The organism is Stenotrophomonas rhizophila, assembly GCF_000661955.1.
Lineage (GTDB): Bacteria > Pseudomonadota > Gammaproteobacteria > Xanthomonadales > Xanthomonadaceae > Stenotrophomonas > Stenotrophomonas rhizophila.
The window spans coordinates 1,578,107-1,602,733 of sequence record NZ_CP007597.1; the positions used below are offsets into that span (position 1 = coordinate 1,578,107).

Sequence of the window (24,627 nt, forward strand, 5' to 3'; positions counted from 1 at the left end):
CCGTCCGGATGAACCGGGTAGAGCCGACCGTTGGTCGGCTGGGCCCCACACGTAACCCATCCGGATGAATCGGGTAGAGCCGACCGTGGGTAGGCTGGCGGCCTACGCTATCATCTGTCGATGACGTACAGCCCCCGATTCCCCCTCGCTTCCGCCGTCGCCTGTCCCTTCTGCGGGAGCGACGCATGAGCATCCGCCAACTGCCCGAGATCCTGATCAACCAGATCGCCGCCGGCGAGGTGGTGGAGCGCCCGGCGTCGGTGGTCAAGGAACTGGTCGAAAACGCACTGGATGCCGGTGCCACCCGCGTGGACATCGATCTGGAAGAAGGCGGCGTCCGCCTGATCCGGATCCGTGACGATGGCGGCGGCATCGCGCCGGAGGAACTGCCGCTGGCGGTGTCCCGCCACGCCACCAGCAAGATCGCCAGCCTGGACGACCTCGAAGCGGTGGCCACGCTCGGCTTCCGTGGCGAAGCGCTGCCCTCGATCGCCTCGGTCAGCCGCTTCACCCTGGCCTCGCGCCGTCCCGGCGATGCGCACGGTTCGGCCCTGCAGATCGAAGGCGGCAAGCTCGGCGAGGTCACCCCGCGCGCGCACGCGCCGGGCACCACGGTGGAAGTGCGCGAGCTGTTCTACAACGTGCCGGCGCGGCGCAAGTTCCTGCGCGCCGAACGCACCGAGCTGGGCCATATCGAAGAGTGGCTGCGGTCGCTGGCGCTGGCCCGCCCGGACGTGGAACTGCGGGTGTCGCACAACGGCAAGCCGTCGCGCCGCTACAAGCCTGGCGATCTGTATTCCGATACGCGCCTGGGCGAAACCCTGGGCGAGGATTTCGCCGCGCAGGCGCTGCGCGTGGACCACAGCGGGGCCGGCCTGCGGCTGCATGGCTGGATCGCGCAGCCGCACTATTCGCGCGCCAGCACCGACCAGCAATACCTCTACGTCAATGGCCGTTCGGTGCGTGACCGCAGCGTGGCCCACGCAGTGAAGATGGCCTATGGCGATGTGCTGTTCCACGGCCGCCAGCCGGCCTACGTGCTGTTCCTGGAACTGGACCCGACCCGGGTCGACGTCAACGTGCACCCGGCCAAGCACGAGGTGCGCTTCCGCGACTCACGCCTGATCCATGATTTTGTCTACCGCACGTTGAAGGAAGCGCTGGCCGAAACCCGCGCCGGCATGACCGCCACCGCAGGTGCCGCCGAGGCGCACGCATTGCCCGGCACCGCACCGGGTAGTGCGGCCGGTTATGGCACGTCCGGCGGCGGCTACGCGCTGGGCGGTGGCGGCGGGGGTGGCAGCATGGCCGGCCAGTGGCGCCCGCAGCAGTCACCGTTGGGCCTGCAGGTGGCCGATGCACCGTCGGCCTACGCCGCGCTGTACGCCACGCCTGCCGGCGGCGTGTCCGCTGCGCTGCCGCCGATGCCCAGCTACAACGGCCTGCCCGCTACCGCGGCCGACAGCGGCGTGCCGCCGTTGGGCTACGCCGTGGCGCAGTTGCACGGCATCTACATCCTGGCCGAGAACGCCGAAGGCCTGATCGTGGTCGACATGCACGCCGCGCACGAGCGCATCGGCTACGAGCGGCTGAAGACCGCGCACGATGGCATGGGCCTGCACGCGCAGCCACTGCTGGTGCCGATCACCCTGGCAGTGGGCGAGCGTGATGCCGACACCGCCGAGCGCGAAGCCGACACGCTGGTGGCGCTGGGCTTTGAGATCACCCGTTCCGGTCCAGGGTCGCTGCACGTGCGCAGCATTCCCGCGCTGCTGGCCAACGCCGAACCGGAAGGCCTGCTGCGTGACGTGCTCACCGACCTGCGCGAGCACGGCCAAAGCCGGCGCATCGCCAGCGCCCGCGACGAGCTGCTGTCCACGATGGCCTGCCACGGCGCAGTGCGCGCCAACCGGCGCCTGACCGTGCCGGAAATGAACGCGCTGCTGCGCGACATGGAAATCACCGAACGCTCGGGTCAGTGCAATCACGGCCGACCGACCTGGGCGCGTTTTTCACTGGCGGAAATCGACCGCTGGTTCCTGCGCGGACGTTGAAGGGGACAATCATGCGAACTTGGGGAAGGGCGCTGGGCGCGATCATGCTGGCGGTGGGGCTGGCCGCGTGCGGCGACAAAGACGCGGCACCCACGGTGGCCGCCGCGGTGGATCCGGCGTTCGCCGCCGAACAGCAGCAGTGGCGCCAGAAGCGCTATGAAGAACTGCATGCCGCCGACGGCTGGACCAGCCTGGTGGGCCTGCATTGGCTGGAGTACAAGGCGCATTACATCGGCAGCGGGCCGGGCAGTGGCATCCGCCTGGCGGTCGGACCGGCCAAGCTGGGCATGGTGGCGCGCGACGGCGACACGGTATGGTTCACGCCCGAGCGTGGCGCTGCCCTGCAGGTGGGCGACAAACCACTCACCGGCCGCATCCGGTTCGCCAGTGATCGCGACCCCGCCCCGACGTTGATTTCCTTCGACGACGGCAAGGGCCAGTTGAGCCTGATCCATCGCGGCGAGCGCTATGCACTGCGGGTGAAGCATGCCGACGCGGCCAGCCGGGCCAATTTCACCGGGCTGCAGTACTGGCCGGGCGGCCCGTCGTGGCGGGTGAACGCGCGCTTCGTGCCGCACGCGCCGGGCAAGACCCTGCCCATCGTGGACATCACCGGGCTGACCACGCAGATGCCCAACGCCGGCGCACTGGAGTTCGAACGCGACGGCCGCACCTGGCGGCTGGAAGCGCTGGGCGAACCCGGGCGCGAGCTGTTCGTGATCTTCGCCGACCGCACCAGCGGCCACGGCAGCTACCCGGCCGGGCGCTACCTGGACGTGGCCGCACCGGATGCGAACGGGCAGGTGCAGGTGGATTTCAACCACGCCTACAATCCCCCGTGCGCATTCACGCCGTTTGCAACGTGCCCGTTGGCGCCGCCGGAAAACCGCCTGGACCTGCGCATTGACGCGGGCGAGCAGGCCTACCATGCCCCTGAAGGAGAGGCCTGAACCATGTCGATGTTGTCCCGAATGTTGTCCCCGGTGTTGATGGTCGGCCTGCTGTTGGGCAGTGGCGTGGTGCAGGCGCGCGGCGACGCCCCGTCGGCCAAGGCCACGCCGCCGGTGCCGCTGTTGTGGAAGGTGACCGGCCCCGGCGACAGCCGGGTGTATCTGTTGGGTTCGTTCCACCTGCTGCGTGCGCAGGATTATCCGCTTGCGGCCGATGTGGACCAGGCGTTCGCAGCGTCCAAGCGGGTGGTGTTCGAGCTGTCGCCGCAGGACATGCAGTCGCCGCAGCTGACCCAGAAGATGCTGCAGGCGGCGGTGCGCACCGACGGCACCGAGCTCAAGCGTGACCTGGACCCGGCGACGTGGACCAAGCTGCAGGCCTACGCCACCGCGAACAATCTGCCCCTGGCGCAGCTGCAGGGCATGAAGCCGTGGTTCGTGGGGCTGACCATCACGCTGGGGCAGTTCACCAAGATGGGCCTGGACCCGAACCTGGGCCTGGATCGGCACTTCATGCAGCGCGCCGCGACGGCCGGCAAGCCGACCTCCGGGCTGGAGGACATCGACACCCAGGTCGGCGTGCTGTCGGGGATGTCGGCGGCCGAGCAGCAGCAGATGGTGGCCGAGGCGCTGGACCAGGCCGACAAGGCCGACGCGGAAGGCCGCAAGCTGCACGACGCGTGGCGCCGCGGTGACGACAAGCTGCTGTGGACCTCGATGGCCGCGCAGATGCGCGGTCAGTACCCGCAGCTGTACAAGCGCATCAATACCGATCGCAATGATGCCTGGGTGCCCAAGCTGCAGCAGTACCTGCAGGCCGGGCAGGGCGGCACGCTGGTGGTGGTCGGCACGCTGCACCTGCTGGGCGACGACGGCGTGGTGGACAAGCTCAAGGCCAAGGGCTTCACGGTCGAGCGCGTGTGCACCGGGTGCGCCAAGCCGAAGCGCTGATCGCGCACGCCGCGGATACGAAAAAGGCGCGGCCGTGGGGCTGCGCCTTTTTCATTGGCCCGTGCCGGGCGTTGCCTCAGCGGCGGGTCTTGCCTGCGCCGGGGGCCGGGGTTTCCGGCTTGCCGGTACCGGTGCCGGTGGAGGTGCCACCGGGGCGCGGGCCGAAGCCGGGGCCCATGTTGCGCTGGAAGTCCTGCCAGAGCTCCAGGTTGCGCTCGGTCAGCTGGTTCATCATCGCCCACGGGGTCTGGCCGAGCAGGTTGCCCATCTGCTGGCGGAACTGCTGCTGCTGGTCCAGGAAGACCTGCATGCTGCGCTCCAGGTAGTTGCCCATGAAGCCCTGCAGGGAGTCGCCGTAGAAGCGGATCAGCTGGCTGAGCAGCTGGGTGGACAGCATCGGCTCACCGTCCTGTTCCTGGTCGGCGATGATCTGCAGCAACACCGAGCGGGTCAGGTCGTCGCCGCTCTTGGCGTCGCGCACTTCGAAATCTTCGCCGTCGAGGATGAGCTGGCGCACATCTTCGATGGTGATGTAACTGGAAATCTCGGTGTCGTAGAGCCGGCGGTTCGGGTATTTCTTGATAATGCGGTTCGCAGCCATGAAACGGTCACTCATCACAGTAGGCGCGCAGCATGGCGCAGTGCAGCAGCACATGCAACCGCCGGAAGGCCCATGCGGCGGGGTACAGGACCGGTTTTATGTTGCGCAGCATGGATTTGCGCGGGGTGCAGCATTTGCAAACGGGTGAATATGTGCAGCCGTAAAAAGTCCTGCAAACGTTTTCTTGAAAATCCCCGGTAGAGCCGACCGTTGGTCGGCTGCCTTTGATCGCCTACCTTTCTGGATGGATTGCGTGGAGCCGACCAACGGTCGGCTCTACCAGGATTGCGTGCAGCCGACCAGCGGTCGGCTCTACCAGGATTGCGTGCAGCCGACCAACGGTCGGCTCTACCAGCCCATGTGGTGGCCGCCGTTGATGTCCAGGTTCGACCCGGTGATCCACGAGGCTTCTTCGTTCACCAGGAAGGCGACCGCGTAGGCGATTTCCTCGGGCTTGCCGAGGCGGCCGGTGGGGATGTCGGCGATGATCTTGGCGCGCACTTCGTCGGGCACGGCCATCACCATGTCGGTGGCCACGTAGCCGGGGGAAATGGTGTTGACGGTGATGCCGAAGCCGGCGTTCTCGCGGGCCAGGGAGATGGTGAAGCCGTGCATGCCGGCCTTGGCCGCGGCGTAGTTGGCCTGGCCGTACTGGCCCTTCAGGCCGTTGATCGAGCTGATCTGGATCACCCGGCCCCAGCCGCGGCGGCGCATGCCTTCGATGACCGGGCGGGTGACGTTGAACACCGAGTTGAGGTTGGTGTTGATGACGTCGTGCCACTGGTCGGCGCGCATGCGGTGGAAGGTGGTGTCGCGGGTGATGCCGGCGTTGTTGACCAGGATCTCGATCGGGCCGAGTGCTGCTTCCACCGCGTGGACCATGGCCTCGGCGGTGTCCGGGTCGGCGACGTCGCCCGGGAAGATCGCCACGTCGCAGCCGCGCGCCAGCATCATCTCGCGCCAGGCCAGGGCTTTGGCCTGGTCACGGTAGTTGGTGGCGACCCGATGGCCCTGGTCGGCCAGGCGTTGGCAGATGGCAGTACCGATACCGCCGGTTCCGCCGGTGACCAGTGCGACGCGAGATGTCATGGGCTGCTACTCCGAAAGGCTGTGCCAACAAGGGGGAAGGGGATTCTGCAACATCGCCGCGGCAAATGGGGCGTCAGCCGGGCGTGGCGAGTGGGGCGATGTCATGGGCGGGCAGGCGGGTGGGATCGAAGCCGGCACGGGCGTTGTCCAGCAACGGCGTCACGCCGGCAGCGTCGCGCACCACGGCCGGGTCCTGGCCCAAGGCCGCCCAGGCCTGGCGCAGGGCGGGCAGCGGTTCGGCCGGGTCGAGCGGGCGGGCAGCGTCGGACTTGGACAGCTTGCGGCCGTGCGCGTCCAGCAGCAGGGGCAGGTGCAGGTAGGCCGGGGTCGGCAGGCCAAGCGCGCGCTGGAGCAGGATCTGGCGCGGGGTGGAGTCGAGCAGGTCGGCGCCGCGCACCACGTCGGTGATGCCCTGCTGCCCATCGTCCACGACCACGGCCAGCTGGTAGGCCCAGTAGCCATCGGCGCGCCGCAGCACGAAATCGCCGACGTCGGCGTGCACGTCCTGTTCCACCGGGCCGCGCAGGCCGTCGTGGAAGGCAATCCGGGTGCCGGGCGGTACCCGCAGGCGGATGGCCGGTTGCGCGCGCAGGCCGCGTGCCACGCAGTGATGGTGGATGCCGTGCTGGTCGGCCAGTTCGCTGCGGCTGCAGTGGCAGGCAAACGCGGTGCCTTCGTCGAGCAGGCGCTCCAGGGCGCGCTGGTAGAGGGCGTCGCGCTGGCTCTGGCGCACGATAGCGCCGTCGCTGGCCAGGCCAAGCGCGGTCAGGCAGGCCAGTTGCTGGTCGATGGCACCGGGTACGGTGCGCGGGGGGTCGACGTCTTCCACGCGCACCCACCACTGCCCGCCGGCGTGGCGGGCGAGCAGCCAGCTGCCCAGTGCGGCGAGCAGCGAGCCGGGGTGCAGGGGGCCGGTGGGCGAGGGCGCGAAGCGGCCGAGGTAGGGGGTCATTGGCATGAACTATGAATCGTCGGTCAGTTTGCGACTTGAATTCAACCTGAAGTCCCCGCAGATTTGCAGTCATCCACCTCCCATGAGCGTCATTTCCCCATGTTCAGTCGCATTGCTCTCTTCCTTCTGACCAACCTTGCCGTGCTGGTCCTGGCGGGCATCGTGATGTCGGTGTTGGGCGTGAACCCCAACCAGATGAGCGGCCTGCTGGTGATGGCGGCCATCTTTGGCTTCGGTGGTTCCTTCATTTCACTGTTGCTGTCCAAGTGGATGGCCAAGCGTTCCACGGGCGCGGTGGTGATCACCGAGCCGCGCAATCCGACCGAGCGCTGGCTGCTGGCCACCGTCGAGCGCCAGGCCCGCGAGGCCGGCATCGGCATGCCGGAAGTGGCGGTGTACGACGGCCCGGAAATCAACGCGTTCGCAACCGGTGCCAACCGCAACAAGGCGCTGGTGGCGGTGTCCACGGGGCTGTTGCACAACATGAGCGAGGACGAGGCCGAGGCGGTGCTGGGCCACGAGATCGCGCACGTGGCCAACGGTGACATGATCACGATGGCGCTGCTGCAGGGCGTGTTGAATACGTTCGTGATCGTGCTGGCGCGCATCGTGGGTGGTTTCATCGACAGCGCGCTGTCGGGCAACCGCGAGGGCGGCGGTCGCGGCTTTGCGTACTACATCATCGTGTTCGTGCTGGAGATGGTGTTCGGTGTGTTCGCGACGATGATTTCGATGTGGTTCTCGCGCCACCGCGAGTTCCGCGCCGATGCCGGTGGTGCGCACCTGGCAGGCCGCCAGAAGATGATCGCGGCGCTGGAGCGGCTGAAGCTCAACCACGGCCAGAGCACGCTGCCGACGCAGATCGCGGCTTTCGGCATCGCCGGTTCGACGGCCCGCAAGCTGTTCATGAGCCACCCGCCGCTGGAAGAGCGCATCGCCGCCCTGAAGGCCAGCACCGCAGCCTGATCCGCGGTGCGCTGAAACCTCAGAACGCCCGGCTTCGGCCGGGCGTTTTTGTGTCTGCGTTGTTCCCTGGTAGAGCCGGGCTCTGCCCGGCTGCCCTTGAGGCAAATGCAACGTCAAAGGCCTCATTTGCCCTGCATTCTCGGGCTGGGCAGGACGGTGTGGGTTCGCGGGACACGCTGCAAGTACGTCCCTGTAAGCTCCGTCGCGCCATCCATGGCGCTCAGGGTCCCGCGAACCCACACCGTCCCGCCCTCGACAGTGGGTCGGTGGCCATGCGAAGCAACGGCAAGGAACCCCGCAGCGGTGCCTTTGAGCTCACGCCGGTGAAGTCCGGCTTTGCGCCCTGCCTTTTGCCCAGGGCACCGACCCTCTGTCAGGGGCTGGCGCGGGTGGGGGTGCGGGACCCTGAGCCGCATGGATGCGGCGACGGAGCTTACATGGATGTACTTGCAGCGTGTCCCGCGCCCCCACCCGCGCCAGCCAGCCAGCAGCAGGCGATGCGCATGGCGCTTTTTGCCGTTGCCTCCGCAGTCACTCAGTTCCCATAAACAACAGCGGCGCCCAAGGGCGCCGTTGTCGGAATAATCGGAATAATACGGGACGGTGGCTCATAGGCCGACGTCAAATACGGCGGTGCGCCGGCTCAGGGGGTGATGTCGCGGTAGCCGGTCTTGTCCAGCACCGCCACCTGCGTGCCGCTGTCTTCATCGATGAAGCGCAAGGGGCGGGCGGGGGCGTCGGTGCTGCCGGTCAGGACATACGCCACGCAGGACGCCATCAGCACGCGGTGGGAGAACGGGGTGTACGCCCAGGTCGGGCTCGTGGTGACATCGCCGCCGTCCTTGCCGGCCTTCTTCAGGCTCAGCGCGGCCGATGCCTGCAGGCTCGCGACCAGGTCGGCGCAGGTCGCCGCGACCTCCTCGGGCAGGACCACCGGCCCTTCCGTGGACGACGGGTCCATCACCACCGACGCGGTCGCGTCATATCCCCCCAGCAGCAAGGCCAGGGAAAGAATCGCGCGCTTGTACATGGGTCTTCCTTGAAGGGTGCGCCGCGGCGCAATCAAAAAGTGTAGCGCGCGTGGCGTTGCGTTGCGGCCTCCCGTCTACCCGGGCCGCGGTGGAAAGCCGGACGCACCGGCACAAAAAAACGGCGCCCAAGGGCGCCGTTCTTCGGTTTCAGCGCGGTGGCCGATCAGAACTTGGCGTCGAACTCGGCTGCGTAGCCGGTGTTGACCAGCACCTTCTGCAGCACATCGGTGTTCTTCACGTTGCCAGCCACGATCTGCTGGGTCTCCGGGCCGCGGCTGTCCATGCGGGCCGGGGTGGCGCCCTTGTAGTCACAGACCCGGCCACCGGCCTCGCGCACCAGCAGCACGCCGGCGGCGATGTCCCAGGCCTTCAGGCCGGCCTCGAAGTAGGCGTCGGCGCGGCCGCAGGCCACGTAGGCCAGATCCAGCGCGGCCGAACCGGTACGGCGCACGTCTTCGGCGTGCACCAGCAGCGCATCCACGGCCTTCAGCTGCGAACTGGCGCGCTGGCGCTCACGCGGGGCGAAACCGGTGTGGATCATCGCGCCGCCCATGTCCTTGCGGTCGGCCACGCGGATGCGACGGTCGTTCAGCACCGCGCCAGCGCCGCGGCTGGCAGTGAACAGCTCATTGCGGAGCGGATCGAAGATCACCGCATCGATCGGCTCGCCGTTCTCGACCAGCGCGATGGACACACAGTAGTGCGGGAAGCCGCGCAGGTAGTTGCTGGTGCCGTCCAGCGGGTCGATCACCCACATGTACCGGTTCACACCCTGCACACCACCTTCTTCGCCCATGATCCCGTACTCGGGATAGGCGCGCTTGAGTTCCTTGACGATGACCTTTTCCGCATCCGCATCGACTTCACTGGCATAGTCCATGCGCCCCTTCTGCACGACGTTCAACGCCTCCAGCTTGTTGATGTTGCGCAACAGGACGTTGCCGGCGAGGCGGGCGGCCTTGACCATGACGGTGACGGCGGGTTTCTGCATGGCGAAAAGCTCCCGGAAAGGCAGAGTGGGGGGTACTGGCGGGGGAAAAGAGCGGTCCCGGCGCAGAGGCCGGTCGCACAGTTTACCATCTGTGGCTGTCCTGCTCGCGTTTGGCCTGTTCATGTCCGTTGAAACCGCTCCTACCCGTATCCGATTCGTCCTGGTCGGCACCCAGCACCCCGGCAACATGGGCGCTGCGGCGCGCGCCATGAAGACCATGGGCCTGTCCCGGCTGGTCCTGGTGGCACCGGAAAAGCCGCTGGACGATGAAGCGTTCCGGCGCTCGGCCGGCGCCGAGGACGTGCTGGGCGATGCACCGGTCGTGGCCACCCTGGCCGAGGCCGTCGCCGACTGCACCCTGGTCCTGGGCTGCACTGCACGCGCCCGCCGGGTCCAGCTGGAGGAACTGCTGCCGGCCGTCGCTGCCCAGCGCGCCCTGGCCAAGGCCGCCGAGCCGGCCGAAGTGGCCTTCGTGTTTGGCCGTGAGCGCACCGGCCTGACCAACGAGGAACTGCAGCTGTGCCACCTGGCCGTGCATATCCCGTCCAACCCCGACTTCAGTTCGTTGAACCTGGCCGCCGCCGTGCAGGTGCTGGCCTATGAAACGCGCATGGCCGTGCTCGGCGGCATCGACGGCGCCGCCCCGGCCGACCCCGAGTTCCGCGAGCAGCCGGCCAGCCATGCGCAGGTGGAAGGCATGTTCACCCAGCTTGGTCAGGCCCTGGACGATATCGACTTCCACAAGGGCCGCGCCCCGGAATCGGCCATGCGCAAACTGCGCCGCCTGTTCCTGCGCACCGGACTGAGCGAACAGGAAGTGCGCCTGTTGCGCGGCATCCTGTCCGACGCCCAGCGGATGGCACGGTTGGCCAACGCCAAGCCCGAATGAGCTGACGCAGTTCTCACTTTTTCGGGTAGGCTGTTCGGATTCCTTGGGGGGAGTGATGGGAGTGCCGGGTCTGCGATGGCTGCTGCAGGGAGGTCTGCTGTGTCTGGCTATCGTGCTGATGGCCGGACCTGCGTCAGCGGCACCGGACAACGTGCTGGTGCTGGGCCGGATCAGCGACAACCCCAAGTCACACTATGCGCAACTGCAACCCCTGCTCGATTACGTGGTTCCGCGCATGCGCGACGTCGGCATTACCGAAGGCCGCATCCTGATGGCACCCGACGCCCAGCAGATGGCCAGCTACCTGCGCCGTGGCCGGGTGGACTGGGTCACTGAAACCTCCGGTACCGCGGTGGCGCTGGGCCTGCGCAGTGGCGCCCAGCCCCTGCTGCTGACCGAGCGCAGCGGCGTGCGTGACTACCACACCGTGTTCTTCGTGCGCCGGGACAGCACCATTGCGACGCTGGCCGACCTCAAGGGGCACACCCTGGCGTTGCAGAACGTGGCCTCCACCAGTGCCTACCTGGTGCCGGTGATGACCCTGTTGCAGCAGGGCCTGACCCCGGAGATCCTGCTGTCGGCGCGCGATGCGGCCGCCCCCGATACGGTGGGCTATGTGTTTGCACGCTCGGAGGGCAATATCGCCACCCTGGTCCACAAGGGTGTGGTGGACGCCGGGGCGGTCAGCAGCGTGGACTGGACCGACGGACATCGCATTCCGGCCACTTTCCTGCGTGATTTCCGTGTCATCCATCGTACCGAGCCGTATCCGCGCGCGGTGGAAATGGTGCGCGCCGGGCTGGATGAACGGGTGCGCGACCGGTTGCAGGCGGTGCTGCTGGAGGCGGCATCGGATCCCAAGGCGCAGGATGCGCTGCAGACATTTTTTGGTACGTCCGGGTTCCATCGGGTGGATGCGCAGATGCAGCACCGGTTGGATGAATTGAAACAAGGCTTGGCTCGCGTGCGGATGGAAGTGGAATGAGGCTGTTGGGTTCCGGAATGCAGGCACGGTTCGTGCTCGCGATGAGCGGTGCGATGCTGGTGGTGATCGCCATCGTCGCGGTGGTGCTTGGGCGCCAGGCGACGATGCAGGATGAGGTCCAGCACCTCAGTGGCAACGTCATCCATGACCTGTTCGACCGCAGCGTGCGCAGCCGCGGTGAAGCGCTGGCGCGCGAGCTGTCCGACGCGTTGGCCAACCCGCTGTACTACAACGACCTGGAGCAGGTCGGCGCGCTGGTGCGCAACACCTCGCGGCAGCAGGTGGTGCGCTATGTGCTGGTGTTCGACGAGGACGGCAAGCTGATCCACGACGGCTCGGCCGAGGTGATCGACTTCGGCCGGCCGATGAGCGACCCGCTGGCCTCCGGTGCCGTCGCCGCGCGGGCGCTGGTGGTGCAGCAGTCGCCCAAGGTGCTCGACAACGCGATGCCGATCATGATCGGCAACCAGCGCATCGGCGGGGTCCGGGTGGGCATGGCGCTGGATGACGTGCAGGCGATGGAGCAGCGCGCCAACCAGACCCTGGGCGAGCGCCTGCAGCAGGTGGGCAAGCGCCACCTCGGCTGGCTGTTGCTGATGCTCGGGCTGCTGGTCGGCATCGGCGCGGGCATGATCATCTACGTGCAGCGCACCCTGGTGGCCCCGATCCGCTGGCTGGCCGGGGCCGCGCGCCAGATCGAGGCGGGCGACTACCAGCTGACGCTGCATGAAAGCCCGCGCAAGGACGAGGTGGGCGAACTGGTGCGTGCGTTTGGCCGGATGAGCGAGGCGATCGCCCGCCACGACCGCGAAGTGCGGCACATGGCCTACACCGATGCGCTGACCGGGCTGACCAACCGCCTGGCCTTCCGTGAGGCGCTGGACCACCGGCTGATGGCCGCGCGTGCGTCCAACCATCGGCTGGCCCTGTTGTTTGCCGACATGGATGACTTCAAGCGCGTCAACGACACGCTGGGCCATGAAGCCGGCGATGAAGCGCTGCTGCAGTTCGCCCAGCGCATCAGCACCGCCGTGGCGCAGGCCGGGGGCGACGAGGCCCTGCTGGCCCGCTTTGGCGGCGATGAATTCGTGATCCTGCTCGGCGACGGCGATGTGGCCGCGCATGCCCGCCAACTGGCCGAGATCCTGGTCCGCGAGCTGGGCAAGCCACTGTTCGTGCAGGGCCGGGAGCTGTTCCTGGGTACGTCCATTGGCGTGACCCTGTTCCCCGACGATGCGGCCGATGCGACCACGCTGTTGAAGAACGGCGACATTGCGATGTACCAGGCCAAGGTGGCCGGCAAGAACTGCTACCGCTATTACAGCCGGGCCATGGACCACGCGGTGGAGCGCCGCGTGCATATGGAGCAGGAGCTGCGCGGCGCCTGGGAGCGCGGCGAACTGCGCCTGGTCTACCAACCGATCTTCCGCACCCGCGACCGGCGCATGGTCGGGGTGGAAGTACTGCTGCGCTGGCAACACCCCACGCTGGGCACGATCCCGCCGTCGGTGTTCATCGAAGTGGCCGAGCAGAGTGGCCTGATCGAGGTGATCGGCCCGAAGGTGCTGCGCGCGGCCTGCATGGAAGCGGTGCAGTGGCCGCACGGCGTGGACGGCGACGGCCTGTTCGTCTCGGTCAACGTTTCGCCGCGCCAGCTGCGTGGCGGCGAGCTGCCCAACCTGGTGGCCGATTGCCTGCGCGACACCGGCCTGCCGGCCTCGCGCCTGCACCTGGAGCTGACCGAAACGGCGGTGATCGGCGATGAAATGCTGGCCGCGGCGCTGCTGGACAAGCTGCACCGGACCGGGGTGAAGGTGTGGCTGGATGACTTCGGCACCGGCTTCTCCGGCCTGAGCCACCTGCGCCAGGTGCCGGTGGACGGGGTCAAGATCGACAAGAGCTTCGTGGCCGACATGCAGCGCGACCCGGACGATCTGGCCCTGACCACGGCGATCATCGCCATGGCCCATGCCTTGGGGATCACCGTGGTGGCCGAAGGTATCGAACAGGAAGTGCAGTTCGACCTGCTCTGCCAGCGCGGCTGCGACCTGGGCCAGGGCTATTGGCTGAGCCACCCGGTCAGCGCCACCGACGTGGTGGAACTGATCGAGTCCGGGGTGTAGGGCGCAAGCCCCGTAGCGCCGGGCTCTGCCCGGCTGGATTTACATTGGCGGATCAGCCGGGCAGAGCCCGGCTCTACGTGCGTTGGCGGTTCAGCCGGGCAGAGCCCGGCGCTACGCGCTGTCGCCGACGCCGGTAGGCGACCACCGTTGGTGGTCGCAGCGCATCCCCGCCGGTAGGCGACCACCGTTGGTGGTCGCTGCCCTCACACCGGGCGCTTGCTGCCGTCGCCGGAAATCTCGCGGACCAGCTTGGGCACCAGGTAGCCCGACAGCCGCGTGGTCAGCTGCGCGTGCAGTGCCTTGGCCGTCTCGTCACTGACCTCGAAGTGGGCCACGCCTTCCACCCGGTCAACCTGATACAGGTAGTAAGGCAGCACGCCGGCGGCGAAGCTGCGCTCGCTCAGGTCCTGCAGGGCCTGCAGCGAGTCGTTGACCCCGCGCAGCAGCACCGCCTGGTTGAGCAGGGTGGCGCCGGCACCGCGCAGGCGGGCCATCGCTGCGTCCACGGAGGCATCGAATTCGTTGGCATGGTTGGCATGGATCACGAACGCCAACGGCCAGGGCAGGCTGGCCATCCATTGCACCAGGTCCTCGTCCACGCGTTCGGGCAGCACCACGGGCAGGCGGCTGTGGATGCGCAGGCGGCGCAGATGCGGGATCTGGCGGAGTGCATCGGTCAGCTCGACCAGCTTGTGGGTGGCCAGGGACAGCGGGTCGCCGCCGGACAGGATCACCTCGTCGATGTCCGGGTCCTGGGCGATGGCGTCCACCGCCTCGCGCCAGCCTTCCTTGGCCGCGTTCTCGGTGCCGTAGTCGAAGTGGCGGCGGAAGCAGTAGCGGCAGTTGATCGCGCAGCTGCCGGTGGTGACCAGCAGGGCGCGGCCGCGGTACTTCTGGATGACCCCGGTGGCCTTCTTGGCCAGCCCATCGCCGACCGCATCCAGGCTGAAGCCGGGCACCACCTGCATTTCATCAGTGATCGGCAGCACCTGGCGCAGCAACGGGTCGTGGCGGTCGCCGTGGCGCATGCGGGCGATGAAGCCCTGCGGCACGCGCACCGCGAACTGGCGGGCGGCCTCGGCCGAGACGGGCAGGGCATCCGGGTCCAGGCCCAGCTGCTGCAGCAGCACCCGCGGGTCGCGTACCGCCTGGCGCCACAGCTGTTGCCAGCGCACGGGGGTGGGCAGGGGCGTGGCGGAAAGCTGCATGGAATGGGGGCCTGCGGTTATCATGTCGGTCAGAAAAACGAGTCACCCCACCGGTGCCGGTGGGTTTTCCATTCTATCCGGCTCGCCGCGCCTGCGCGGCGTTTGCCCATTCAGGAGTTTCAGCATGGCCACTGTGGGCATGAACGATGTCAAGAACGGGATGAAGATCCTGGTCAACAATGAACCGGCGGTCATCACCGAGACCGAATACGTCAAGCCGGGCAAGGGCCAGGCCTTCACCCGCATGAAGTACCGCTTCATCAAGTCCGGTCGCGTGGTCGAAATGACCATGAAGGCCACCGATGACGTGGAAAAGGCCGACGTCGTCGACACCAACATGGACTTCATGTACAGCGACGGCGAGTACTGGCACTTCATGGACCCGGAATCCTTCGAGCAGGTCCAGGCCGTCAAGTCCGGCATGGGCGGCGCCGAGAAGTGGCTGAAGGGCGAAGAGTCCTGCATCGTCACCCTGTGGAACGGCGAGCCGATCTTCGTCCAGCCGCCGAACTTCGTCGAGCTGAAGATCACCGAAACCGACCCGGGCGTCCGTGGCGACACCTCCGGCGGCGGCGGCAAGCCGGCCACCCTGGAAACCGGCGCCGTGGTCCGCGTGCCGCTGTTCGTCAACCAGGATGAAATCATCAAGGTCGACACCCGCTCGGGCGAATACTCCGCACGCGCAGGCAAGTAATCCGGCGAAGCCGGATTACGGTAGAGCCGACCGTTGGTCGGCTGCTGTTGGCGGCCAAGGCCGGATTACGGTAGAGCCGACCGTTGGTCGGCTGCTGTTGGCGGCCAAGGCCGAATTACGGTAGAGCCGACCGTTGGTCGGCTGCAGCATCCCGTAGAGCCGACCGTTGGTCGGCTGCCGATGCCACACGCAGCCGACCAACGGTCGGCTCTACGTCAAAAGCGTCCCGTTCCAGAGCGTCCCGGTCGCCCACACCCTCGGGTCGTCCGCCCAGACAAGTGAGCCCGCATGACCGACACCGCACGCATTCCCGAAACCTGTGACCTGCTGATCGAAGCCGGCTACGTGGTCCCGATCGAACCGCATGCGGTGGTGCTGGAAGACCATGCCGTGGCCGTACGCGGCAGCGAGATCATCGCGATCCTGCCGCGCGCCGAAGCGCGAGAGCGCTTTGCCCCCAAGCAGACCGTATCCCGCCCCGACGCGGCCCTGATGCCGGGCCTGGTCAACGCACACACCCATAACCCGATGACCCTGCTGCGGGGCGTCGCCGACGACCTGCCGCTGATGGTCTGGCTGCAGCAGCACATCTGGCCGGTGGAAGCGGCGGTGATCGGCCCGGAATTCGTGGCCGACGGCACCACCCTGGCGATCGCCGAGATGCTGCGCGGCGGTACCACCTGCGCCAACGAAAACTACTTCTTCTCCGACGTCCAGGCCGCCGTCTATAAGCAGCACGGCTTCCGTGCCCTGGTTGGCGCGGTGATCATCGATTTCCCGACCGCCTGGGCCAAGACCGACGACGAATACTTCGCCAAGGCGGGCGAGCTGCACGACCAGTGGCGCAACGACCCGCTGATCGGCACCTCGTTCGCGCCGCACGCGCCGTACACCGTCAACGACGCCAATTTCGAACGCGTGCGCATGCTGTCCGACCAGCTGGACATGCAGGTGCACCTGCACACGCATGAAACCGCGCAGGAAATCACCGATTCGATCAAGCTGCACGGCCAGCGCCCGCTGGCACGGCTGGACCGCCTGGGCCTGGTCAACGACCGCCTGATCGCGGTGCACATGACCCAGCTGACCGAAGCGGAAATCCACCTGTGCGCCGAGCGCGGCGTGAGCGTGGTGCATTGCCCCGAATCCAACCTCAAGCTGGCCTCCGGCTTCTGCCCGGCGTGCGCGCTGCAGCGTGCCGGCGTGAACCTGGCCATCGGTACCGATGGCTGCGCCAGCAACAACGACCTGGACATGTTCAGCGAGAACCGCACCGCGGCGATCCTGGCCAAGGCCGTGGCCAACGATGCCACCGCGCTGGACGCGGCCACCACGCTGCGCGCGGCCACCCTGGGCGGCGCGCGCGCGCTGGGCTTCGGCGACCGCATCGGCTCGATCGAAGTGGGCAAGCAGGCCGACCTGGTCTGCGTGGACCTGTCCGCGCTTGAAACCCAGCCGCTGCACCATGTGCTCTCGCAGCTTGTCTACGCCGCCGGCCGCCACCAGGTCAGCGATGTCTGGATCGCCGGCCAGCCCAAGCTGGTACAGCGCGAACTGGTCGGCATGGACACCGCGGCGATCGTCGCCAACGCGCGCCAGTGGCGCGAGCGCATCCGACACATCCGTGCTTGATGCACCAAGGATCCCCATGAACACCCCTCACGCTTCCACCAATTTCGACCAGGCCGAACTGGACAAGTTCGCCGCCCTCGCCAACCGCTGGTGGGACGTCGACGGCCCGCAGAAGCCGCTGCATGCGCTGAACCCGGTCCGCCTGCAGTACGTCGCCCAGCGCGTGCCGCTGCGCGGCGCCCGCGTGCTGGATATCGGCTGCGGTGGTGGCCTGCTCAGCGAAGCACTGGCCAAGGAGGGCGCCGACGTCACTGCGATCGACCTGGCCCCGGAACTGGTCAAGGTGGCGCGCCTGCACAGCCTGGAGTCGGGCGTGACGGTGGACTACCGCGTGCAGGCCGCCGAGGACCTGGCCGCCGAACAGCCGGGCAGCTTCGACGTGGTCACCTGCATGGAAATGCTGGAGCACGTGCCGGACCCGGGCGCGATCATTGCCGCCTGCCACCGCCTGCTCAAGCCGGGCGGCCAGCTGTTCCTGTCCACGGTCAACCGCACCCCGGCCGCCTTCGCGGTGGCCATCGTCGGTGCTGAGTACGTGGCGCGGCTGCTGCCCAAGGGCACGCACCACTACCAGGACTTCATCAAGCCGGCCGAGCTGGGCAAGTGGCTGCGCGAGGCCGACCTGAGCCTGCGCGACGTCAGCGGCATGGCCTACGAGCCGTGGCGCAATCGCGCGCGGCTGAGCACCCGCACCGACATCAACTACCTGGCCCACGCGGTCAAGCCGGACGATGCCGCCGGTGTCTGAGTCCGGTTTTCCGCACGCGGCTCTGTTCGACCTGGACGGCACGCTGCTGGACAGCGCGCCGGACATGCTGGCCACCGCCAACGCGATGCTGGCCGCGCGCGATCGCGCCCCGATCCGCCTGGACGCCTTGCGTCCGGTGGTGTCCAAGGGGTCGCGCGCGATGGTGTCAGTGGCGTTTCCCGAGCTTGGCCAGGTCGAGCGCGACGCGCTGGTGCCCGAGTTCCTGCAGCGTTATGAAGCGCTGATCGGCCAGCACGCGGTGCTGTTCGACGGCGTGGCCGGCATGCTCGATGCGCTGGATGCCGCGGGCTGCGCCTGGGGCATCGTGACCAACAAGCCCGAGTACCTGGCGCGGCTGATCGTGCCGCAGCTGGGCTGGGACGCGCGCTGCAAGGTGCTGATCGGTGGCGACACCCTGGCCCAGCGCAAGCCGCACCCGCTGCCGCTGCTGGCCGCGGCCGAGCGCATGAACATCGCGCCGGGCACCTGCATCTACGTGGGCGATGACGAGCGCGACATCGTGGCCGCCAACGCGGCGGGCATGGCCTCGGTCGCTGCCCTCTGGGGCTACCGGCTGGACGCCGACGACCCGCTGGCCTGGGGCGCCGAGCGCATGATCGAGCACCCCGCGCAGCTGCAGCGCGCCGATGCCTGGCCGCCCACACGCGGCTGACCCGTAGCGATCCGGTAGGTACCCACCGTTGGTGGGTACACACGCGATCTGGTAGGTGCCCACCGTTGGTGGGTACACACCACAACCCAGGCACGCACCGGCGTTGAGCCGCTGCGCACCCCCGGTAGGTATCCACCGTTGGTGGGCACCGCCCCTTTGCAAGGATTTCCCCCGTGACAACTTCCAGCGCCCTCGACAGTTTCCTGGACAAGTGGCGCACCCGCTGGCCGGAATGGTCGGTGGCCGAACCGTTCGTCCCGGAGGCGCAGCGCACCCTGGTGGTGGCGTGGTTCACGCTGCTGCAGGAGTTCGACGACATTCTCAATACCAGTGGCGACCCGATGCCGGCCGATGCCAAGCTGGCGTGGTGGGGCGAGGAGCTGCGCAGCTGGGCCGGGCAGCGCTCGCGCCACCCGCTGGGCCGCCTGCTGGAGCCGGTGCGTGCGCCGTGGACCGCATTGGCCGATGCGCTGCCGGACCTGATCGAAGCCCGCGCGGCCGCACTGGAGCCGGCGCAGGCATTCAAGGCGCTGCAGCCGTATGCGGCCGCGGTAGCCGCGGTGGAAGCGGTGATGTTCGATACGCCCGCGCGCGGTGATGTGGCCACCCCGGTGCTGGTGCAGACGTTGGCCCAGCGGCTGAATGCCGCCGGTGTGGCGGCCGTGCCGCGTTCGCTGCTGGCCGCCGGCGAAGGCGATGCCGCGCAGCGCTGGGCACAGCAGCTGCTGGCGCGGTGGCCGGCCCGCGTGTCGGGCCCGCGCGCACGGCGCATGTACGCCTCGCTGGCGCGCACGCGGCTGCAGGCCAGTGCGCAGGGTCGCGAGCTGAAGGTCACGCCGATGCGCACGCTGCTGCGCACGTGGTGGGCCGGCCGGGGCTGATCGGGCGCCACGCCGCTGCATCACCCGTAACGCTGGGCTCTGCCCGGCTGCTCTTCGCGCGATGCATGGATGGTGGGGAGCCGGCCAGCGGCCGGCACTACCGGTTGTTGTGCACGCATCGAATAGCGGTCGATGCCTACCGGTTGGTCGGCGGCGGATTGCATCACCCGTAGCGCCGGGCTCTGCCCGGCTGCTGTTTGCGCGATGCATGGATGGTGGGGAGCCGGCCAGCGGCCGGCACTACCGGTTGTTGTGCACGCATCGACCAACGGTCGATGCCTACCGGTTGGTCGGCGCCGGATTGCATCACCCGTAGCGCCGGGCTCTGCCCGGCTGCTCTTCGCGCGATGCACGGATGGTGGGGAGCCGGCCAGCGGCCGGCACTACCGGTTGTTGCGCACGCATCGACCAACGGTCGATGCCTACCGGTTGGTCGGCGGCGGATTGCAACACCCGTAGCGCCGGGCTCTGCCCGGCTGCTCTTCGCGCGATGCATGGATGGTGGGGGAGCCGGCCAGCGGCCGGCACTACCGGTTGTCGCGCACGCATCGACCAACGGTCGATGCCTACCGGTTGGTCGGCGGCGGATTGCATCACCCGTAGCGCCGGGCTCTGCCCGGCTGCTCTTCGCGCGATGCATGGAGGGTGGGGAGCCGGCCAGCGGCCGGCACTACCGGTTGTCGCGCGTGCATCGACCAACGGTCGATGCCTACCGGTTGGTCGGCGCCGGATTGCATCACCCGTAGCGCCGGGCTCTGCCCGGCTGCTCTTCGCGCGATGCATGGATGGCGGGGAGCCGGCCAGCGGCCGGCACTACCGGTTGTTGTGCACGCATCGACCAACGGTCGATGCCTACCGGTTGGTCGGCGCCGGATTGCAACACCCGTAGCGCCGGGCTCTGCCCGGCTGCTCTTCGCGCGATGCGTGGATGGTGGGGAGCCGGCCAGCGGCCGGCACTACCGTGCATCGACCAACGGTCGATGCCTACCGGTTATTTGCTGCGGTCGAGCACCAGCAGTGGGTCGATGCGGGTGTCGAACCAGTTCATGCCCCAATGCAGGTGCGGGCCGGTGGCACGGCCGGTGGCCCCAACCGCGGCAATCACCTGGCCCTGCTCGACGCGATCGCCCACCTTCACGTCGATGCGCGACAGGTGCAGGAAGTTCGAGCTGATGCCGAAGCCGTGGTCCAGCAGCAAGGTGCCGCCGGTGAGGTACAGGTCCGGGCCGGCGAAGGTCACCACGCCGGCCGCGGGGGCCTTGACCGGCGTGCCGGTGGGTACGGCGATGTCCATGCCCGAATGGCCTGCGCCGGGCTGGCCGTTGTACACCCGGGCATTGCCGAAGCGTCCGCTGATGCGCCCCTGCACCGGCCAGATGAAGGGCTTGGCGAAGTCGGCACGGTCGTCGTCGCGCGCACGCGCCGCCGTCACCTGGGCCTGCTCGCGCTTGATCCGTTCGGCAATCGCCGGGGGCGGGTTGACCGTCTTGGGCGGCACGCCGTTGACGCGTTCGGTCGGCCAGTCGCGCGGGGTCACCGCGATGCTCACCGTGTCACTGCCGCTGTCGGGGCGCTGCACCTGGAGCTGCAGCGGTCCCTTCTCATCGCGGCCGATGCCGAACACCACGCTGCCATAGCCGCTCACCCGCAACGTGCGACCGGCGTACTGCACAACGCTGCCAGCCGGCACCTTGCCGATCACCATCGCGCCCTGCGAGGCGCTGGCCGGAAACACCACACGCGTGTCGGCCTGCGCCTGAGCCGGCGCAGGCAGCAGGGCGGCCACGCCCGCGCCACCTGCCGCCAGCAGGGCCAGGCCCAGCATCGATGCCCGCATCAGCGGTCGAAGCTCATGCGCTGGCCGTTCGGCGCGCCCACCAGCTTCTCGCCGTCCCACGCCTGCTCGCCGTTGACCCAGGTCGAGGCGATGCGCGAACGGAAGGTCATGCCCTCGAACGGCGACCAGCCGCACTTGGACAGCACGTCCTCACGCTTCACGGTGAACGGCACGTCCTCCACCAGCACCAGGTCGGCGAAATAGCCTTCGCGCAGGTAGCCGCGCTGGCTCACGTCGAACAGCTGCGCCGGCGCATGGGCGAACTTCTGCACCACCTGGGTGATCTCCAGCTTGCCTTCGTGCACCAGCTCCAGCGCGGCCACCAGCGCGTACTGCACCAGTGGCAGGCCCGACGGCGCCTGCGGGTAGGGCTTCTGCTTTTCTTCCCAGGTGTGCGGGGCGTGGTCGGTGGCCAGCACGTCGATCACGTCCTCGGCCACGGCGCGGGTCAGCGCTTCGCGGTCGCTGGCTTCCTTGATCGCCGGGTTGCACTTGATCAGGTTACCCAGCCGCGCGTAATCGCTGCGGTCAAAGCGCAGGAAATGGATGCAGGTTTCGGCGGTGATCTGCTTGCGGCTGCCATCGGCGCGGATCAGCGGGCCGCGTTCGAACAGCTTGAGCTCGTCGGCGGTGGAGATGTGCAGCACGTGCAGGCGGGTGCCATGCTTTTTGGCCAGCGACACGGCCAGCTCGGAGGACTTCAGGCAGGCCTCGCGCGAGCGGATGTCCGGGTGCTGCTCGGCGCTGAGCGCATCGCCGTACTTCTCGGCGTACTCCTTGGCCTTGGCATCGATCATCGGGGTGTCTTCGCAATGCGTGATGATCGGCGTCGGCGCGTCGCGGAAGATGGCGTCGAGGGTTTCCGGGTTGTCTACCAGCATGTTGCCGGTGGAGGCGCCCATGAACACCTTGATGCCCGGTGCGGTCTTGGGGTCCAGCGACTGGATGTGGGCCAGGTTGTCGTTGCTGGCGCCCATGTAGAAGCCGTAGTTGGCGCGCGCGCGACCGGCGGCGGCGTCGTATTTGGCCTGCAGGATCTCGGCGTTGAGCGTGGGCGGGTTGGTGTTGGGCATGTCCATGAAGCTGGTCAGCCCGCCGGCCACGGCCGCGGCCGACTCGGTGGCGATGTCGCCCTTGTGGGTCAGGCCCGGTTCGCGGAAATGGACCTGGTCGTCGATCATGCCCGGCAGCAGCCAGCGGCCGGCGGCATCGACCACGGTTTCACCCGGGCGCGCCTCCAGGCCGGTACCGATCTGCGCGATGCGGCCGTTTTCGATGCGCAGGTCGCCCTGACGGATGGTGCCTTCGTTGACCAGGCGGGCGTTGACGATGAGCGTGGAGGACATTTCAGTGTTTTCCTGTGCAGCGGCAGGCAGCGTCGTGCGCGGCGCGCGGGGGCACCTCGTCGATGCCACCGGGATGGAAGGGATGGCAGCGGCCCAGGCGGCGCGCGGCGAGCCAGCTGCCGCGCGCGGGCCCATGCGTGGCGATGGCTTGCATGGCGTATTCAGAACAGCTGGGCATGAAGCGGCAGCGCGGCCCCAGCAGCGGGCTGATGAAGCGCTTGTAGAAGCGCAGCAGGGCAATGAGCAGGCGTGAGATCACCTGCCAATCTTAAGGCAGTTGGCATGAAGGGCGCATTTGTCGCAGGATGGGACGTTGGTCCCCTCCGCGCCCACGCGCGTGGCGGGCCGCCCCGGCCGTTGGCCGGGTCAGGTACCGAACTGCGCAAGCCGGCCCCGCTGGACGGGCGGACCGGCTCCACGCCTTGCGACTCCGGGGCTGAACGGAGTAGGCGGTGTGGTTGCTGCTGCTGGTCGGGTAGGCTATAAAGGCCCGCTTTCCCGGGCCCCGGGGAAACCAAGGAAGAGCGTTTCGTGGCTGCTAAAAAAACTGCAAAGAAGGCCGTCAAGGCCGCCAAGAAAACCGCCAAGCCTGTTGTTAAGAAGTTGGCGGCCAAGTCCGTTGCCAAGAAACCGGCTGCCAAGCCGGCTGGCAAGCCTGCATCCAAACAACCGGCGGCCAGGACGGCACCCGTAAAGAAACCTGTCGCCAAGACCCCGGCCAAGGCGGTGAAGAAAGCCGTCGCCAAGAAGCCGGTGGTGAGCAAGGCGCCGGTGAAGAAGGCCGCGCCTGCCAAGAAGGTCGTGGCCAAGAAGGCCGCGGTGGCCAAGCCGGTCGCCAAGGCGCCGGTGAAAAAGACTGCATCGGCCAAGACCGTCGCGAAAAAATCCGTGAAGCCGGCAGCTGTCAAGCCGGCCTCCACGCCAGCACCGGTGAAGAAGGCGGCGGTCAAACAGCCGCCAGCCAAGCCGGTGAAGGCAAGTAAAACCGCCAGCAAGCCCGTGGCAACCAAGCCGGCCGCCAAGCCGGTTGCAGCACCCGTAGTGAAGTCCGCACCGAAGCCGGCATCGCCGGCGCCGGCCAAGTCTGTCCCGGCCAAGAGCGCGGCCAAACCTGCTACCCCTCCGGCGTCCGCGCCGGCGCCGGCAGCAGCCGCCCCCGCCTCCAAGGCCCCGCAAAACAAGAATCCCGTGCCCGTTTCGAAATCGCCTGCAAAAACCCCCGCCAAGTCCGAGTCCGCCCCCAAGCCCGTGTCGCGTCCGGTCGGCAAGGTCGCCGTTGCCGTGGCAGCGCGCTCGTCCGCCCCGGCACCGCGCACCAAGGTCAAGGTGGTGGAATACAAGACTGACGAAGCCACCGGTCGTCCGATCCTGCCCGACGGCTACAAGCCGAGTGCGGAAGAGGAATACATGAGCCCGCTGCAGCTGGAGTATTTCCGCCAGCGTCTGCAGCACTGGCGCAATGATCTGGTGGAGGAATCCAAGCAGACCATCGCCAACCTGCAGGAAGAAGTGCGTGACATCGGCGATGAAGCCGAACGCGCCACCCGCGAGACCGAGAACTCGCTGGAACTGCGTACCCGCGATCGTTACCGCAAGCTGATCGGCAAGATCAACAGCACGCTGAAGCGTCTGGAAGACGGTGACTACGGCTACTGCGTGGACACCGGCGAAGAGATCGGCCTGGATCGTCTGGAAGCGCGTCTCACCGCTGAGCGCACGATCGACGCCCAGGAACGTTGGGAGCACCTGCAGAAGCAGCAGGGCGACTGATTTTCTGGTGGTTGATGGATAGTGAAAAGCCCGGCTTCGGCCGGGCTTTTTTGTGGTTCGGTGGCGAGGGGCGCGGCGCCTGATTGCCATCTCGCGGGCGCTGGCGGGTCACCCTCGGCAGGACACGCCAGATCCCCTCCATGGTGCTCGTCTGGCGCCATCCATGGCGCCAACGGTCCTGCCTAGGGTGACCCGCCAGCGCCTTGACGGTGCGTCGCATGTGCGGGTCGGAACCCATCACGGGCCGCACCGGGGT

At 67.9% G+C, this 24,627-nt stretch carries 22 protein-coding genes; 13 read left to right on the forward strand and 9 right to left on the reverse strand.

Annotated elements, in window-relative coordinates:
• The first annotated feature begins 185 nt into the window (after positions 1-185).
• From mutL to DX03_RS06665, 3 genes are read left to right on the forward strand one after another with little or no spacing between them, the layout of a single operon-like run.
• The gene (mutL, locus tag DX03_RS06655; RefSeq protein WP_038687377.1) at positions 186-2,054 is read left to right on the forward strand and encodes a DNA mismatch repair endonuclease MutL; all 1,869 of its coding nucleotides are present in this window, start codon (positions 186-188) and stop codon (positions 2,052-2,054) included.
• 11 nt (positions 2,055-2,065) lie between these two features.
• Complete coding sequence (locus DX03_RS06660; RefSeq protein ID WP_038687378.1) at positions 2,066-3,004, forward strand: DUF1684 domain-containing protein; 939 nt, start codon at positions 2,066-2,068, stop codon at positions 3,002-3,004.
• Between the two features lie 39 nt (positions 3,005-3,043).
• A complete protein-coding gene (locus DX03_RS06665; protein WP_244880233.1) occupies positions 3,044-3,955 on the forward strand; it encodes a TraB/GumN family protein in 912 nt (303 codons plus the stop codon).
• Positions 3,956-4,031: 76 nt separating this feature from the next.
• On the opposite strand, the gene phaR is transcribed toward DX03_RS06665, so the two are convergent.
• From phaR to gluQRS, 3 genes are all read right to left on the reverse strand, one after another.
• The gene (gene phaR, locus DX03_RS06670) at positions 4,032-4,556 is read right to left on the reverse strand and encodes a polyhydroxyalkanoate synthesis repressor PhaR (RefSeq protein WP_038691997.1); all 525 of its coding nucleotides are present in this window, start codon (positions 4,554-4,556) and stop codon (positions 4,032-4,034) included.
• A 348-nt stretch (positions 4,557-4,904) separates the two neighbouring features.
• Complete coding sequence (gene phbB, locus DX03_RS06675; protein WP_038687383.1) at positions 4,905-5,645, reverse strand: acetoacetyl-CoA reductase; 741 nt, start codon at positions 5,643-5,645, stop codon at positions 4,905-4,907.
• A gap of 73 nt (positions 5,646-5,718) precedes the next feature.
• Positions 5,719-6,603, reverse strand: a complete 885-nt coding sequence (gluQRS, locus tag DX03_RS06680) for a tRNA glutamyl-Q(34) synthetase GluQRS (protein ID WP_081797172.1) — start codon at positions 6,601-6,603, stop codon at positions 5,719-5,721.
• 93 nt (positions 6,604-6,696) lie between these two features.
• Here gluQRS and htpX point away from each other — a divergent pair, with 93 nt between their 5' ends.
• Complete coding sequence (gene htpX / locus DX03_RS06685) at positions 6,697-7,563, forward strand: protease HtpX (protein ID WP_038687387.1); 867 nt, start codon at positions 6,697-6,699, stop codon at positions 7,561-7,563.
• 643 nt (positions 7,564-8,206) lie between these two features.
• Here htpX and DX03_RS06690 read toward each other — a convergent pair.
• Positions 8,207-8,593, reverse strand: coding sequence for a hypothetical protein (locus DX03_RS06690; protein ID WP_038687389.1), 387 nt, complete (start codon positions 8,591-8,593; stop codon positions 8,207-8,209).
• A 164-nt stretch (positions 8,594-8,757) separates the two neighbouring features.
• Positions 8,758-9,585, reverse strand: a complete 828-nt coding sequence (locus tag DX03_RS06695) for an inositol monophosphatase family protein (RefSeq protein WP_038687391.1) — start codon at positions 9,583-9,585, stop codon at positions 8,758-8,760.
• A 121-nt stretch (positions 9,586-9,706) separates the two neighbouring features.
• Between DX03_RS06695 and DX03_RS06700 the strand changes: the two genes are divergently transcribed.
• The 3 genes from DX03_RS06700 to DX03_RS06710 all read left to right on the forward strand — a co-directional run bounded on the left by DX03_RS06700 (position 9,707) and on the right by DX03_RS06710 (position 13,582).
• A complete protein-coding gene (locus tag DX03_RS06700) occupies positions 9,707-10,474 on the forward strand; it encodes an RNA methyltransferase (protein WP_038691999.1) in 768 nt (255 codons plus the stop codon).
• 61 nt (positions 10,475-10,535) lie between these two features.
• A complete protein-coding gene (locus tag DX03_RS06705; RefSeq protein ID WP_425598304.1) occupies positions 10,536-11,459 on the forward strand; it encodes a phosphate/phosphite/phosphonate ABC transporter substrate-binding protein in 924 nt (307 codons plus the stop codon).
• Positions 11,456-13,582 carry a putative bifunctional diguanylate cyclase/phosphodiesterase gene (locus DX03_RS06710; protein WP_038687393.1) on the forward strand — a complete coding sequence of 709 codons (2,127 nt, stop codon included), beginning with the start codon at positions 11,456-11,458 and terminating at the stop codon, positions 13,580-13,582. Before DX03_RS06705 ends, DX03_RS06710 begins: the two co-directional genes overlap by 4 nt.
• A 203-nt stretch (positions 13,583-13,785) precedes the next feature.
• Here DX03_RS06710 and epmB read toward each other — a convergent pair whose 3' ends face one another.
• The gene (gene epmB, locus DX03_RS06715) at positions 13,786-14,814 is read right to left on the reverse strand and encodes an EF-P beta-lysylation protein EpmB (protein ID WP_185753474.1); all 1,029 of its coding nucleotides are present in this window, start codon (positions 14,812-14,814) and stop codon (positions 13,786-13,788) included.
• Between the two features lie 100 nt (positions 14,815-14,914).
• On the opposite strand from epmB, the gene efp reads away from it, so the two are divergent.
• The 5 genes from efp (at position 14,915) to DX03_RS06745 (ending at position 19,418) form a co-directional block, all read left to right on the forward strand.
• The gene (gene efp / locus DX03_RS06720) at positions 14,915-15,484 is read left to right on the forward strand and encodes an elongation factor P (RefSeq protein ID WP_038687396.1); all 570 of its coding nucleotides are present in this window, start codon (positions 14,915-14,917) and stop codon (positions 15,482-15,484) included.
• Positions 15,485-15,772: 288 nt separating this feature from the next.
• Positions 15,773-17,116, forward strand: coding sequence for a TRZ/ATZ family hydrolase (locus DX03_RS06730; RefSeq protein WP_038687400.1), 1,344 nt, complete (start codon positions 15,773-15,775; stop codon positions 17,114-17,116).
• A 16-nt stretch (positions 17,117-17,132) separates the two neighbouring features.
• Positions 17,133-17,864: a bifunctional 2-polyprenyl-6-hydroxyphenol methylase/3-demethylubiquinol 3-O-methyltransferase UbiG gene (ubiG, locus tag DX03_RS06735; RefSeq protein WP_038687402.1), complete on the forward strand. Its 732-nt coding sequence runs from the start codon at positions 17,133-17,135 to the stop codon at positions 17,862-17,864.
• The gene (locus DX03_RS06740; protein ID WP_038687404.1) at positions 17,848-18,537 is read left to right on the forward strand and encodes a phosphoglycolate phosphatase; all 690 of its coding nucleotides are present in this window, start codon (positions 17,848-17,850) and stop codon (positions 18,535-18,537) included. The genes ubiG and DX03_RS06740 overlap by 17 nt, the downstream gene beginning before the upstream one ends.
• Before the next feature lie 173 nt (positions 18,538-18,710).
• Positions 18,711-19,418, forward strand: a complete 708-nt coding sequence (locus DX03_RS06745) for a squalene/phytoene synthase family protein (RefSeq protein WP_038687406.1) — start codon at positions 18,711-18,713, stop codon at positions 19,416-19,418.
• A gap of 991 nt (positions 19,419-20,409) precedes the next feature.
• On the opposite strand, the gene DX03_RS06750 is transcribed toward DX03_RS06745, so the two are convergent.
• Genes DX03_RS06750 through yidD form a run of 3 tightly spaced genes read right to left on the reverse strand, consistent with a single transcriptional unit; the run spans position 20,410 to position 22,860 of the window.
• Positions 20,410-21,255, reverse strand: a complete 846-nt coding sequence (locus DX03_RS06750) for a M23 family metallopeptidase (protein WP_038687408.1) — start codon at positions 21,253-21,255, stop codon at positions 20,410-20,412.
• Positions 21,255-22,601 (reverse strand): dihydroorotase, encoded by a 1,347-nt coding sequence (locus DX03_RS06755; RefSeq protein ID WP_038687411.1) that lies wholly within the window; start codon positions 22,599-22,601, stop codon positions 21,255-21,257. The genes DX03_RS06750 and DX03_RS06755 overlap by 1 nt, the downstream gene beginning before the upstream one ends.
• Position 22,602: 1 nt before the next feature.
• Positions 22,603-22,860, reverse strand: coding sequence for a membrane protein insertion efficiency factor YidD (gene yidD, locus DX03_RS06760; protein WP_019182827.1), 258 nt, complete (start codon positions 22,858-22,860; stop codon positions 22,603-22,605).
• Positions 22,861-23,132: 272 nt separating this feature from the next.
• Here yidD and dksA point away from each other — a divergent pair, with 272 nt between their 5' ends.
• Positions 23,133-24,371 (forward strand): RNA polymerase-binding protein DksA, encoded by a 1,239-nt coding sequence (dksA, locus tag DX03_RS20640; RefSeq protein ID WP_081797174.1) that lies wholly within the window; start codon positions 23,133-23,135, stop codon positions 24,369-24,371.
• The last annotated feature ends 256 nt before the right edge of the window (positions 24,372-24,627 follow it).

What these genes read in the sequence shown, in the direction of transcription:
- mutL (WP_038687377.1), top strand. Translation starts at nt 186, where the DNA reads ATGAGCATCCGCCAACTGCCCGAGATCCTGATCAACCAGATCGCCGCC.
- DX03_RS06660 (WP_038687378.1), top strand. Translation starts at nt 2,066, where the DNA reads ATGCGAACTTGGGGAAGGGCGCTGGGCGCGATCATGCTGGCGGTGGGG.
- DX03_RS06665 (WP_244880233.1), top strand. Translation starts at nt 3,044, where the DNA reads ATGGTCGGCCTGCTGTTGGGCAGTGGCGTGGTGCAGGCGCGCGGCGAC.
- phaR (WP_038691997.1), bottom strand. Translation starts at nt 4,556, where the DNA reads ATGGCTGCGAACCGCATTATCAAGAAATACCCGAACCGCCGGCTCTAC.
- phbB (WP_038687383.1), bottom strand. Translation starts at nt 5,645, where the DNA reads ATGACATCTCGCGTCGCACTGGTCACCGGCGGAACCGGCGGTATCGGT.
- gluQRS (WP_081797172.1), bottom strand. Translation starts at nt 6,603, where the DNA reads ATGCCAATGACCCCCTACCTCGGCCGCTTCGCGCCCTCGCCCACCGGC.
- htpX (WP_038687387.1), top strand. Translation starts at nt 6,697, where the DNA reads ATGTTCAGTCGCATTGCTCTCTTCCTTCTGACCAACCTTGCCGTGCTG.
- DX03_RS06690 (WP_038687389.1), bottom strand. Translation starts at nt 8,593, where the DNA reads ATGTACAAGCGCGCGATTCTTTCCCTGGCCTTGCTGCTGGGGGGATAT.
- DX03_RS06695 (WP_038687391.1), bottom strand. Translation starts at nt 9,585, where the DNA reads ATGCAGAAACCCGCCGTCACCGTCATGGTCAAGGCCGCCCGCCTCGCC.
- DX03_RS06700 (WP_038691999.1), top strand. Translation starts at nt 9,707, where the DNA reads ATGTCCGTTGAAACCGCTCCTACCCGTATCCGATTCGTCCTGGTCGGC.
- DX03_RS06710 (WP_038687393.1), top strand. Translation starts at nt 11,456, where the DNA reads ATGAGGCTGTTGGGTTCCGGAATGCAGGCACGGTTCGTGCTCGCGATG.
- epmB (WP_185753474.1), bottom strand. Translation starts at nt 14,814, where the DNA reads ATGATAACCGCAGGCCCCCATTCCATGCAGCTTTCCGCCACGCCCCTG.
- efp (WP_038687396.1), top strand. Translation starts at nt 14,915, where the DNA reads ATGGCCACTGTGGGCATGAACGATGTCAAGAACGGGATGAAGATCCTG.
- DX03_RS06730 (WP_038687400.1), top strand. Translation starts at nt 15,773, where the DNA reads ATGACCGACACCGCACGCATTCCCGAAACCTGTGACCTGCTGATCGAA.
- ubiG (WP_038687402.1), top strand. Translation starts at nt 17,133, where the DNA reads ATGAACACCCCTCACGCTTCCACCAATTTCGACCAGGCCGAACTGGAC.
- DX03_RS06740 (WP_038687404.1), top strand. Translation starts at nt 17,848, where the DNA reads ATGCCGCCGGTGTCTGAGTCCGGTTTTCCGCACGCGGCTCTGTTCGAC.
- DX03_RS06750 (WP_038687408.1), bottom strand. Translation starts at nt 21,255, where the DNA reads ATGCGGGCATCGATGCTGGGCCTGGCCCTGCTGGCGGCAGGTGGCGCG.
- DX03_RS06755 (WP_038687411.1), bottom strand. Translation starts at nt 22,601, where the DNA reads ATGTCCTCCACGCTCATCGTCAACGCCCGCCTGGTCAACGAAGGCACC.